Annotated in this window: 10 protein-coding genes; 4 read left to right on the top strand and 6 right to left on the bottom strand. The window is 62.1% G+C overall.

Features of this window, described 5'->3' with window-relative positions; translation table 11 throughout:
* Positions 1 to 12: 12 nt before the first annotated feature.
* A complete protein-coding gene (gene cpaB / locus AAEZ10_RS26580) occupies positions 13 to 954 on the bottom strand; it encodes a Flp pilus assembly protein CpaB (protein WP_348970555.1) in 942 nt (313 codons plus the stop codon).
* A gap of 338 nt (positions 955 to 1,292) precedes the next feature.
* On the opposite strand from cpaB, the gene AAEZ10_RS26585 reads away from it, so the two are divergent.
* Both AAEZ10_RS26585 and AAEZ10_RS26590 read left to right on the top strand, forming a co-directional pair.
* On the top strand, positions 1,293 to 1,499 hold the full coding sequence (locus AAEZ10_RS26585) for a Flp family type IVb pilin (protein WP_122707883.1): 207 nt from the start codon (positions 1,293 to 1,295) through the stop codon (positions 1,497 to 1,499).
* Between the two features lie 82 nt (positions 1,500 to 1,581).
* Positions 1,582 to 1,989 carry a response regulator gene (locus tag AAEZ10_RS26590; RefSeq protein ID WP_243243515.1) on the top strand — a complete coding sequence of 136 codons (408 nt, stop codon included), beginning with the start codon at positions 1,582 to 1,584 and terminating at the stop codon, positions 1,987 to 1,989.
* Between the two features lie 633 nt (positions 1,990 to 2,622).
* Here AAEZ10_RS26590 and AAEZ10_RS26595 read toward each other — a convergent pair.
* The 5 genes from AAEZ10_RS26595 to AAEZ10_RS26615 form a co-directional block, all read right to left on the bottom strand.
* Complete coding sequence (locus AAEZ10_RS26595) at positions 2,623 to 2,985, bottom strand: DUF6124 family protein (protein ID WP_016771835.1); 363 nt, start codon at positions 2,983 to 2,985, stop codon at positions 2,623 to 2,625.
* 520 nt (positions 2,986 to 3,505) lie between these two features.
* Entirely contained in the window at positions 3,506 to 5,176 is a 1,671-nt protein-coding gene (locus AAEZ10_RS26600; protein ID WP_350571694.1) for a ShlB/FhaC/HecB family hemolysin secretion/activation protein, read from the bottom strand.
* 134 nt (positions 5,177 to 5,310) lie between these two features.
* Positions 5,311 to 6,918, bottom strand: coding sequence for a collagen-like triple helix repeat-containing protein (locus AAEZ10_RS26605; protein ID WP_350571696.1), 1,608 nt, complete (start codon positions 6,916 to 6,918; stop codon positions 5,311 to 5,313).
* A gap of 302 nt (positions 6,919 to 7,220) precedes the next feature.
* Positions 7,221 to 8,075, bottom strand: coding sequence for a MaoC family dehydratase (locus AAEZ10_RS26610; protein ID WP_350571698.1), 855 nt, complete (start codon positions 8,073 to 8,075; stop codon positions 7,221 to 7,223).
* A gap of 2 nt (positions 8,076 to 8,077) precedes the next feature.
* Positions 8,078 to 9,430: a 3-oxoacyl-ACP reductase gene (locus AAEZ10_RS26615; protein WP_350571700.1), complete on the bottom strand. Its 1,353-nt coding sequence runs from the start codon at positions 9,428 to 9,430 to the stop codon at positions 8,078 to 8,080.
* Positions 9,431 to 9,686: 256 nt separating this feature from the next.
* Here AAEZ10_RS26615 and AAEZ10_RS26620 point away from each other — a divergent pair, with 256 nt between their 5' ends.
* Entirely contained in the window at positions 9,687 to 10,964 is a 1,278-nt protein-coding gene (locus AAEZ10_RS26620) for an acetyl-CoA C-acetyltransferase (RefSeq protein ID WP_350571702.1), read from the top strand.
* A 430-nt stretch (positions 10,965 to 11,394) separates the two neighbouring features.
* Positions 11,395 to 12,291 carry a PA4780 family RIO1-like protein kinase gene (locus AAEZ10_RS26625; RefSeq protein ID WP_350571704.1) on the top strand — a complete coding sequence of 299 codons (897 nt, stop codon included), beginning with the start codon at positions 11,395 to 11,397 and terminating at the stop codon, positions 12,289 to 12,291.
* The last annotated feature ends 114 nt before the right edge of the window (positions 12,292 to 12,405 follow it).

Here is a 12,405-nt window from a genome sequence, read left to right on the forward strand (position 1 = left end):
ATCCTTGCGCAGTCATGGGGTTTGTTGGCTGATCTGGTTGCCGCGAATGATTTCCACCGCAGGCCTGGGCGCCGCGCCGGCACTGGCGGTGGCAGGTGCTCTTTGCGCGCTGCCCAGGGCGAGTTGAGTAAACTGGAAGAGCTGGCTGTTGGCGCGATCCAGGTGCGCGGGCGATTGCGCTTCGCCGGCCCAATATTTGGCCAGCCGCTGTTCTTCGCTGCTGCGCACCGCGAGGCGCAAGGTGCCGACTTGAGTGGCAAGCATCAGGCGGCTGAGCAGTTGTTCCGGCACCGCCAGCACCACGGTGCGTGCGGCGATGCGGCGCTGGTCCTGTTTGAGTTTTTCTTCGGCGCTGAGGTTGGGGGAAGCCGGTTGGCCGTCGTTGGTCAGGCCGTACTGATCACCGATCCCGAGCACGCGCAGGGCCGGAACGGCGATCTGCGCCGACTGCTGCAGATTGCTCGCGTCCTCGCGCAGATACAGCAGCACGTCAACGTAATCGCCCGGCAGCAACTGCCCGGCGGCACCGATCACTTCATCGACGGCCACGGTCAGTGCGCGCTCGTCGCGGCGAATCATCCGCGCCAGCGCACCGCCAGCCTGGAAGCTTTCGTCATTCAGCCAGGTGCCGGCGCTGAGGTGGCGCCAAGGCGTGCGGCCGACTGCTTGTTCAATGCTGGTCAGGCTGCCGGCCGGCGCGCTGCGCAGTTTTTCCACGGTCACATCGGCGGCGGTCAACGGCGTGAACGGCGCTACATCGTGGAGCAGCACTACTACCGGTTGGCGGGTCTGGTCTTCGGCAATCGCGACAGTCTGTTCAATGCTGACCGCTGGGGCGACGGGCGCTTCGGCGACCGGGGCCGGCTGACGACTGAGCACCAGCCCCCAGTAACCGACAAAAACCGCGCCGAGCAACAGCAACGTGGCTAGGCCCATGGTGACGCGACTGTTCATGACGGCTCTCCCTTTCCTGCTGCACAACCGATTGCATTTGCTTGCGAAAGGCGGACTGCTTCGGCAGCTATGAACATGCAACTATTTCGCTATTTCCAAGCTAGCTGATCCAAGCAAAAGCGCCATTAGTGACAGGCGAAATAACCGTACCAAAGTATGACTCTCGCCAGTTAGCAGCCGGAAACGGCGGAAAAACGATGGGATTAATGCTTTGTGATTAATGCGTTCTTACAGTTGTTGGGCGGGGGTTTGTTGACAATGCTCAGGTGGCACGGTGGAACCTTGCCGCGGTGGTGATGTCGGCGCCAGAGGCGCGAAGGAGTGGAGCTATGTTTCGTATGACTTTTGATTATGTGATCGCCAAGGCTCGCGCGTTTGCCCGTAGCGAAGAGGGTGCTTCGGCGATCGAGTATGCGATTGTGGTGGCGATGGTGGCGGTGGTGGTTGTGGCGTTCATCTCGCCGATTGGAGATCGGATCCTAGCGATATTCAACAGCATTTTGAATGCACTTCCGGCGGCACCGGCTCAGGCTCCGACTCCTTAAGCACCTTTCCATTTTTATGAACTCTGCACCTGGCTGATATCGCACTACACTGGATTTACCTTTCAGTATTCAGGTATTGCCTATGAACGCGTCTTCGTCGCCCCGCCAACAACTGCTTCTGGTTGATGATGAAGAAGACGCGTTGCTGGAGTTGGCGGAGTTGCTGGAGGGGGAGGGGTTTGTCTGTCATACCGCGACGTCGGTGAAGCTCGCGCTGCATCATCTGACCCGGCATCCGGATATTGCTTTGGTGATTACTGATCTGCGTATGCCTGAGGAGTCGGGCATGTCGTTGATCAGGCGGTTGCGTGAGCATACGTCGCGGGCGCATTTGCCGGTGATTGTGATGTCGGGGCATGCGGATATGGAGGATGTCAGCGATATGTTGCGGTTGCAGGTGCTGGATCTGTTTCGCAAGCCGATTTATCACGTGAGGTTGTTGGAGACTCTCGATAATTTGTTTCCCAAGCCTCGGGTTGGGGCTGGGTGAACTCGGCGGCCTTTGGGCCGACCGTGTTGGTGGGGTTTTGGGTGAATATCCGTTGCTTCGGGTGTGGCGGCTGGCGGTTTCGCCCTTACGGCGAGTCACCTTTTTCAAACGCCAAAAAGGTAACCGAAAAGGCTTGCTCCTACGTTCGGCCCTCGCAGGCTCGGGTTCCTTCGCTCCGTGACTGATCCGGGCGCAGCGGCTACGGTTTGCTTCGCTGCACCTCCTTCCGCTGTGTCTGGCTGCGCCAGACGGTCGCTGCGCTCCCACCCCCGGATCAATCCCTCCGCTCAGCCTTCCGACGTCGCCGGTGGATCAAGATCAAGAGCACTCGAGCTTGCGCTCATTGTTGAGTGGGGCGGCTTCGCCGCGGGCAGCTGCGCTGCCTTGCTTTTGCTTTTGCTTTTGTGGGAGCGAGCCTGCTCGCGAAGGCGGCCTGCCAGCCGACCTGTTTCTCGCAGATGTACTCGATTCAAACTGTGGGAGCGAGCCTGCTCGCGATAGCGCCCTGCCAGCCAACCAATTTCCTCCTGATGTACATCAATCCTGTGGGAGCTGGCTTGCCAGCGAAGGCGGCCAGTCAGCCAACAACGCTCTGCCTGACTCACCACCTGCGCAACCAACATCCTGCTCTTGTCACTCCGGCACAAGCCTGTCCAGTACGCGGTTGACCGCCAGTTCGCCCAGCATGATCACCTGCTGTATTCCCAACAGGGAGTTGCGCTGCGGTCCATCGATAAATCCGGCGAGGTCGCTGGCCATGATGCTCGCCGAGGCCAGTGATTCGCAGGCATGGACCAACAAGGTTTCGTTGTCCGCAGCCGGGTCGACGATGAACAGGGTGCTGGGTTTGCGCGGTGCGGCGGGGTCTTTGATGAGGCGGGGGTTGAGGTAGTAATCGATGGCGCGGTCGGCGGCTTCCTTGAGTTTTTGCGCTTCGACGAGCGGGTCGGCGAAAGTCGGATCGGCAAGGGGTGGATCGGGCGTTATCTTTTTCACGGGCTCAGTCTCCTGATGGAGTAGGGCCGCAACCCGTTCGCGACTAAACGAAAGGGAGGCAGCTGCACGCAGGTTAGTCGACCGATGAGCCACGAAATCGGCGCGCCCGGAGGCGCCCTGCGCACAGCCACCATCAAGTGCAGGTATGCAATACCTGGCTGACAGGAACCTGTGCGTCGTGGACAAGCGGGCGACTAAACCCGACCACTGATGAGCAGTGGCAGGCAAACGATAGAACCCGCGCCCCAGGCGCACAAGCCGGCGGATTCTGGCGTAGCCGTAGGCAACGGCGCAAGGATTTGTGGGCTGTTGCGAGGTAACGGGGCGTGTGTTTAAACGGCTGGTTTAAGCGCTGCGATAAATCGGTTGAATAGCCGAACGCTTTCGCGAGCAGGCTCGCTCCCACAGGGTCGGCGGTTGTACTCAGCAACCATGAACACCGCCGAATCTGTGGGAGCGAGCCTGCTCGCGAAGGCGGTGCGTCAGTCAAAAAAATCCTGACTGACACACCGCTCGGCCATCACAACTGATAACTGAAACTGATGCTGTACCGCGGCTTGCGATTGAACGTGTCCAGCGCTTCATCCGACATCGCCTTCGCCACTTCCAGCGCCACGTTGTAATACTTGGCATCACCAAAGCGCAGCCCGACGGCGGTGGATGACAGGTTGTTGGCCTGCACCGGCAGTTGGTTGAACCAGCTGCGCGAGCGGTCGACGACGACGTAGGGTTGCAGGATGCGCACCCAGTTGCCGTCGCGGTTGAAGCTGTAGTTGACCTCGTAGGCCACGCCCCAACCCTTGTCGCCCGAGGCCTGGTCGTCCGGGTAGCCACGGCCGAAATTCTGCCCGCCGAATACGGCGCGTTCGCTGTCGGGCAAGGTGTCGTCGCTCCAGTACAGCGCCGCCGAGAGCACGCCTTGCCAGTTGTCGAGAAACTTGTCGCTCTGCACGCCGGACAGTCTGACGCGGAAGAAATCCAGGTCGATGTCGTCGTAGTTGGTGTGTGCGCCGAGGCTGTCGAAGCCCTGGTAGACGCCGGCACTGAGGATGCGCAGTTGGCGGGCGTCGGCCTTGCGCCAGTCGCCTTCGAAAGCCAGGGCGCGGACGTCGGTGCGCAGTTCGGTGCTGAAGGGAAAGTTGATGCCGTCATAGCGCGTCTTGTCGTCGACCGCATACAGGCGTGAGCCGGCGGTCAGCAGTTCGTTGGCGGAGGCGATCAGGGGCGTGCTGAAGCCGATCGAGTAGCGATCGTTCTCGCGGTGGGTACTCAGGCGTCCGCCACCGCCGACCAGCACTTCGGTGTCCGGGTCGGCGCGGTAGCGCGAGGCCGAGACGTTGAGTTGCGTGCCTTCGGTATCGAGGAACTGGCTGGAGTCGAGACGGTAGTAATGCTCTTTGTCATCGCCCGGTGGGAACAGGCCGCTGAGGCTCAACTGTTCGCCCATCGAAGTCTGCGAATTGCTGCTGACACCGAGCAACGCTTGCGGGCCGTTACGGTTGTCTTCGGTGGTGCTCAGGGTGCTGGTGAACGGTTTGCGACTGGCCTGGGCAACCAGGGTGGTCGCGCCATCGGTGGTGCCCGGTGGCGGCACTTGCGCTTGAATGGTGACGCCGGGAATGCGGCTCATCAGCGTGGTGTAGCGCTCGAAGGTCTTGCGCGTCAGCGGGCGTTCGGCCTGGATTTTCGCGGCGAGTTTGTCGAGCAGACTTTTGACCCGGCCGATGTCGCCCTGCATCTGGATATCGCGCACGTAGCCCTCGACCAGTACCACCCGCGCCACGCCGTCATCGAAGTTCTGTTGCGGCAGGAACGCGTAGGACAACAGGTAGCCATCCTGCTGATAGCGGCGGGTGATGTTGCGCGTGGCTTCGATCAGTTCGGCAAGGCTGGCCTGGCGGCCGATCAGGGGCTTGTAGATTTCCGCAAGTTCGTTGAGCGGGTAGATCGTGCCGCCTTCGATCTGCACGGTCTTGAGGTTGACCTTGGTTTCCATCAGCAATGGCTGTGCGGCGGTCGCACCCGGGTCCGGCACTTGCAGCGGCGCCGCGCTCGGCCGATAGGCGTCGGCGGGCAGGTTGGGTACGGGGAGGTTGCGGATGGTTTCGTTGCTGTTGAGAAAACTGGGCAAGGTGTCGGCGAGGGCAGCGGAACTGAAGCTCAGGCACAGCAGGGATGCCAGTACGCGCATAGGACACTCCATGGTCAGAACACAGCACAGGGCAAGTTTTTCCGTAGAAAAAAGGCGGAAGACTCGTGGGAATCTTCCGCCCTCAACCAAGCGTAGGCGCTGTAGGTAAGGCCGTCGAATCGGCCAGGTGCAATTTAGCGTTTGTTGCCGCCCAGCGCGCCGGTCAGGCCGCCGAGTACCCCGCCCAGGCCACCGGTTGCCGTGCCGCCGCCAGTGGCAGTGCCGTTGTTGACCAGGCCACCGACCGCTGCCACGGTGCCGCCGACGTTGGTAACCAGACCGCCGACAGCAGTGGTGACCGGATTGTTGGTGGCGGCAATCGCTCCGCCGAGATTACCGACGGCGGCGCCCACCTGATTTGTAAGACCAGCGACCGGAGTGCCGAGACCGGTAGCGGCGCCGACCTGTTGAGTGACAGTGGTGACCGCGCTGGTGACCGGATTGAGGCCCGCACCGACTGCGGCGCCGACACTGGCCAGCGGCGACGTGGTTGCAGTGATCGGTGTGCCCGAGCCGCCGAGTACGGTGTTGATCGACGCAATCGTGGTGCCCAGCCCGCCAGCGGTGACGCCGCCGGCACTGACCACGCCGCTGGTGCTGCCGGCATTCAGACCGCTGCCGACGTTGACCACCGCGCCACCCACGGTTTGCAGCAGACCGGTGCCGCCAAGCCCGCCACCGATGCCGCCGATGCCGCCAGTACCCGAGCCAGTGCCATTGGACACCAGGCCACCCGCTTTGCCGACCGCCGTGCCGGTGTTGCTCAGGGCGCCGCCGAGGGTGTTGGTCAGGGCATTGCCGCTGCCTGCGTCGCTGACTTTGCCGCCAAGGCTGTTCACCGTGCCGCCCACTTTCGAGATCACCCCTTTGAGCGGATCACCCAGACCGGTGGCATCGCCGAGTTTGTCGGTGGTGCTTTCGACCATGGCGATCACCGGCACCAGGCCGCTGCCGACCTTGTTGGTCAACTGGCTGGTCGGGCCGCTGGTCAGTGAGGTGTTGAGGGTGTCGCCAAGCATGGTGACTTTTTCACCGATGCCATCGACCAGCGGCGCCACGCGGGTGACTACACCGCCAACGACAGGAACGCTGCGGGTCGCTGTGTTGAGTTTGACGCTGAGGTCCGACACGCCGTCGCCAACATCGGAAACCACGCCGCCAACCGAGGCGACGGTGGTGGTCAGGCCATTGGGGTCAGTGGCCAGTTTGCCGATGCCATCAGTGACGCCATCGCCCAAGGTGCTGACCACGTTGCCGGTGGTGTTGGCCACGCTTTGCACGATGCCGCCAGCGACCGGAACCGTGCTCAGCGAATCGCCGATCTGGCCGACGCCATCGCCGACACCGCTGACGGTTTTGCCGACATCCTGAACAAGTGTTGTGGTCACCAGCGAAGGTGCAGCGGGATTGGTCGGGTTGGTGGGATCGGTCGGGTCTGTCGGATTGGTTGGGTTGGTCGGATCGGTGCCGCCGCCGGTGCCGCCGGTTCCGCCAGTGCCACCTGTTCCACCAGTGCCTGCGGTACCGCCACCGGTGCCGCCGGTGCCACCAGTACCGGCAGTATCGCCGCCGGTTCCGCCACCCGCGCCACCGCTGCCATCGGTGCCCGCCGTGCCGTCCGCCGTCGAGCTGCCCGAACTGCTGCGATGACCGCCACCGCCGCTGCTGCAGCCGACGAGGCCGACCGAAAGAATCAGTGCCAGCGCGATTGCCGATTTGGACCACATCACTTGAGTTTTCATGATTGAGATTCCTGCACCTGTCACAACGTTACGTTGCCTTCGATGGCTCGCCGATCTGTCGTCGGCGATGCCTCGTCCGTGGCTGTAATCTCAGTCGATGGCAGGTTTTTCACCATTCTCAAGTTGGTATTAACCCCTTTATATAGAGGGCTCGGCGCTATGCCGAAGGACTAATACCCAGGTAATAAACGGGCAAAAAAAAGCCTTGATATTCAAGGCTCGGTTTTTTGCAAAGCGGCGGGCAGGGCGCGGAAAAACTTAAGTGATATATACACAATTAACGGGTTTTCCGCCCCGCCAGATCAGGCGATCGGTTGCCACTGACCGACCATATGTTCCAGGTCGCCGGCACCGATCAGGCGCAACTCACCGCTGGAGCCCGCGGCACTGGCCAGCAATATCCCTTCACTGGGCAGGCGCACCGGTTTGCGAAAGTGCACGGCGATTTCCAGGTTGGCTTTGGGCAGGTGATCGGAGAGTGCCGCCAGTGTCCGCGCCTTGTTCCACAGTCCATGGGCAATCGCGGTGGGAAAACCGAACAGTTTGGCGCTCGCTGCGCTGAGGTGAATCGGGTTGTAGTCGCCGGAGACTTTCGCATACTGGCGACCGATATCGGCCGGCGCAGTCCAGCGCGTCACTTCGAGCAAATCCTGTGACGGCTGCCAGTCTTGGGCCAGCGCCTCGCCCTCGAGTTTCACCCCGCGACAGAGCATCCGGCTCTCGGCTTCCCACAGCGGCCCGAGCTGATCGTCCAGGGTAGTGAGCAGATCGAATGTCGCGCCCTTGGCATGTGGTTGCAGATTGTGCACACGCACGCTGACTTGCGCGCGACTCATCGCGCCCATTGGCCGCAACACGCGGATGCGGTTGCTCAGGTGAATCAGCCCCAGCAGCGGGAACGGAAAATCCTTGGCCGTGAGCAATTGCATCTGCAAGGCGAAGGCGAGGATGTGTGGATAGGTCGGCGGCAGCAGGCCGTCATCGACGAAACCGCAGACCTTGCGATAAGCGGCCAACCGCTTGCCGTCGATATCAACCCAGCAGCGCAGGCCGCTGTCGGGCAGTTGCGTGCCGGTGATTTTGCGTCGCGTTGCTGCGCGCGAGTACAGCGCGGGCAGACTCGGTTCGCGATCCAGCGTGTGCCATTCGATGCTCATCTTTATGCCCCCAGAACACTTTGCCCACAAACCCGCAGCGCTTGGCCGGTGAACGCGCCCGTGCCCGGTTGCGCCAGCCACACCACGGCTTCGGCGACGTCCTGCGGCAAGCCACCCTGGCCCAGCGAACTCATGCGCCGCCCAGCCTCGCGCAGGCCGAACGGAATGTGCGCGGTCATTTGCGTTTCGATGAAACCCGGGGCGACGGCGTTGATGCTGATGCCGCGTTCCAGCAGCGTTGGCGCCCATGCCTGGGCCAGACCGATCAGGCCAGCCTTGCTCGCCGCGTAATTGGTTTGTCCGCGATTGCCGGCGATGCCGCTGATCGAGGCGAGCAGGACCACCCGTGCGTTGTCGCGCAGGGTGCCGCTGTCGAGCAGCGCCTTGGTCAGCACTTGCGGCGCGTTGAGATTGACGGCCAGCACCGCGTCCCAGAATTCCGGGGTCATGTTGGCCAAGGTTTTGTCGCGGGTGATGCCGGCGTTGTGCACGAGGATGTCGAGCCCGTCGGGCAGCTGTTCGATCAAGTGCGCGGCGGCGTCATCGGCGCAGATATCGAGGGTAATCGCACGGCCGCCGAGGCGCGCGGCGAGGGCCTCGAGGTCGGTCTTCGCCGGCGGTACATCGAGCAGAATCACCTCGGCGCCATCGCGGGCCAGGGTTTCGGCAATCGACGCGCCGATGCCGCGCGCGGCACCGGTGACCAGCGCCTTGCGCCCGGCCAGCGGGCGGGTCCAGTCAGTGACTGGCGTAGCGCACGCGGTCAGGCGAATCACTTGGCCGGAAACGAATGCACTTTTCGGCGAGAGGAAGAATCGCAGCGGGCCTTCCAGTTGATCTTCGGTACCTTCGCCGACGTAGATCAGCTGCAAGGTGCCACCGCCGCGCAGTTCCTTGGCCAGTGAGCGCGAGAAGCCTTCAAGTGCTCGTTGTGCGCTGGAGGCGAACGGATCACGCAGGTTTTCCGGCGCGCGGCCGAGGATCACCAGATGCGCGCTATGGTCGAGGTTCTTCATCAATGGCTGGAAGAACTCGCGCAACTGCTTGAGCTGGTCGGTGTGTTGCAGAGCGCTGGCGTCGAACACCACCGCTTTGATTTTCGGCCCGTGACCGGGGATCCACGCGGTGGCCAGCGAGGGCTCGGTGCCGTAGCTGTAGATCGCATCGGTCAAGCGGTTGGCAAACCCGCTGATCCGTTCGGCCAGCGGCCCGCCACCGAGCAACAGGGCGCCCTCGATCGGCCGCAGACGCCCCGCCTGCCAGCGTTCCAGCCGCACCGGCGACGGCAGGCCCAAGGCCCCGACCAGACGATGGCCGAAGGATGAGTTGGCGAAGTCGATATAGCGGTCAGACATGGAACGCTCTCCAGAAGTTGGGGTTCAAAGTGTGGACTGTCTACGGCAATCAATCGTTCGATCGGCGCAATAAGGCCTACGCTTGAACACTCAGGTTTAGCAGGTCTTGCAGATAAATGCGGTTCATGTGGGAGCGAGCCTGCTCGCGAAGGCGCTGTATCAGGCGCTGAAGAGGCTGAATGTGCCGGCCTCTCGCGAGCAGGCTCGCTCCCACAGGGATTGGGCAAATTTCGACCATTTGGAACAGGAGCTTTTCATGACCCAGCTGCGCCGCGTCGCGATCATCGGCGGTAACCGCATCCCTTTCGCCCGCTCCAACGGGCCGTACGCCACCGCCAGCAATCAGGCGATGCTCACCGCCGCGCTGGAAGGCCTGATCGAACGCTACAACCTGCATGGCCAGCGCATCGGCGAAGTGGTGGCGGGCGCGGTGCTTAAATTGTCACGGGATATGAACCTGACTCGCGAATGCGTGCTCGGCTCGCGCCTGTCTCCAGCGACGCCGGGCTATGACATTCAGCAAGCCTGCGGCACTGGTCTGGAAGCGGCGTTGCTGGTGGCCAACAAGATCGCCCTTGGCCAGATCGACTGCGGCATCGCTGGCGGCGTCGACACCACTTCCGATGCGCCGATCAGCGTCAGCGAAGGCCTGCGCAGGATTCTTCTACAGGCCAACCGCGCCAAGAGCACCGGCGACAAACTGAAAACCCTTTTGCAGTTGCGGCCCCAGCATCTTATTCCCGAATTCCCGCGCAACGGCGAGCCACGCACTGGCCTGTCCATGGGCGAGCACTGTGAGCTGATGGCGCAGACCTGGAATATCCCCCGCGAAGAACAGGATCAACTGGCCCTCGAAAGCCACCACAAACTCGCCGCTTCCTACAGCGAAGGCTGGCACAACGATCTGATGACGCCGTTCCTCGGCCTGACCCGCGACAACAATCTGCGCCCGGACCTGACCCTGGAAAAACTCGCCACGCTGAAACCGGCCTTCGAGAAAAGCGCCAAGGGCACGCTGACGGCCGGCAATTCCACGCCGCTCACCGATGGCGCTTCGGTGGTGTTGCTGGGAAGTGAGGAATGGGCCAGAGAGCGCGGTTTGCCGATCCTTGCTTATCTGCGCGACGGCGAAGCGGCGGCAGTGGATTTCGTCAACGGTGCCGAGGGCCTGCTGATGGCGCCGGTGTACGCCGTGCCACGCTTGCTGGCGCGCAACGGCCTGACCTTGCAGGATTTTGATTACTACGAAATTCACGAAGCCTTCGCCGCGCAGGTCTTGTGCACGCTCAAGGCCTGGGAAGATCCGGAATATTGCAAAACCCGCTTGGGGCTCGATGCGCCCCTGGGTTCGATTGATCGCAGTCGGCTTAACGTCAAAGGCAGTTCGCTGGCGGCGGGGCACCCGTTTGCTGCGACGGGCGGCCGGATTGTGGCGAATCTGGCCAAGCTGCTGGATGCGGCGGGCAAGGGGCGAGGGTTGATTTCGATCTGTGCGGCGGGCGGGCAGGGTGTCACCGCGATCATTGAACGCTGAAAAGCCCCTCACCCTAACCCTCTCCCAAAGGGAGAGGGGACTGATGGGGGGGATGCTTGAAATCGACGCCGACCTGAGCGCACTTCACCGAATCCAAAGCAGCGATTCAAACCAGAAGCGCTGCGGTCTCTCAGGTCGATGCATTACGGGAAACACCTCGATCGGCCCCCTCTCCCTCTGGGAGAGGGCTGGGGTGAGGGCAACTGAAGTTCACCGACCATGTCAGATTCTGTCGCAAATGCCCTTGCCGGCCGATACCAATCAATGCCACGGTCTCGGCTATGATTCGCCCGGGTCGCTGCGATTGATCCGGCACAGTGTGTGCATCCTCAAGGTTCACAGGTCGGCAACCCCTCCCCGTCGGGCGAGGATTGCCGTATAACGAGTGACATTCGCGTGTTTGGTAATAAAGGACCCACAATAAAAGCTGATGAAGACTCCAAAACGCATTGAATCCCTGATCGAGGACGGTCTGGTCGACGAAGTGCTGCGCCCACTGATGAGTGGCAAAGAGGCAGCTGTTTATGTAGTGCGCTGCGGCAATCAGTTACGTTGCGCCAAGGTCTACAAGGAGGCGAATAAACGCAGTTTCCGCCAGGCAGCCGAGTATCAGGAAGGCCGCAAGGTTCGTAACAGCCGTCAGGCGCGGGCCATGGCGAAGGGGTCCAAGTTCGGTCGCAAAGAGACCGAAGACGCCTGGCAGAACGCTGAAGTGGCGGCGCTGTTCCGTCTCGCCGGCGCCGGTGTGCGAGTGCCCAAACCCTATGACTTCCTCGACGGCGTGCTGTTGATGGAGCTGGTGGCCGACGAATTCGGCGACGCCGCGCCGCGTCTGAACGACGTGGTGCTTGAGCCGGATCAGGCGCGCGAATATCACGCGTTCCTGATTTCGCAGATCGTGCTGATGTTGTGTACCGGTCTGGTGCACGGTGACCTCTCCGAGTTCAACGTGCTGCTGACCCCGACCGGTCCGGTGATTATTGACCTGCCCCAGGCAGTCGACGCTGCGGGCAACAACCACGCGTTCAGCATGCTCGAGCGTGACGTTGGCAACATGGCTTCGTACTTCGGTCGCTTCGCGCCGGAATTGAAGAAGACCAAATATGCCAAGGAAATGTGGGCGTTGTACGAAGCCGGCACCTTGCACCCGAACAGTGTGCTGACCGGCGAGTTCGACGATCCCGAGGACCTGGCGGATGTCGGCGGGGTGCTGCGCGAAATCGAAGCGGCGCGCCTCGACGAGGAACGCAAGCAGGCCATTCGCGCGGCGGACGACGCGCCGAAAGGCAAACCCGAAGAACCGCCTCCACCGCCGTGGATGCAGTGATCGCGTGATGAAAAACCCGGCTTCGCAGACTGTGTGAAAACGCCCCGACTTGTTCGGGGCGTTTGCTTTTGTGCTCACAGCAGACGAAAAAAGGCGTTTCAGCCCATCAGCGCC

The sequence above is a fragment of the Pseudomonas sp. H26/SER47-MNA-CIBAN-0231 genome, assembly GCF_040310465.1.
Lineage (GTDB): Bacteria > Pseudomonadota > Gammaproteobacteria > Pseudomonadales > Pseudomonadaceae > Aquipseudomonas > Aquipseudomonas atacamensis.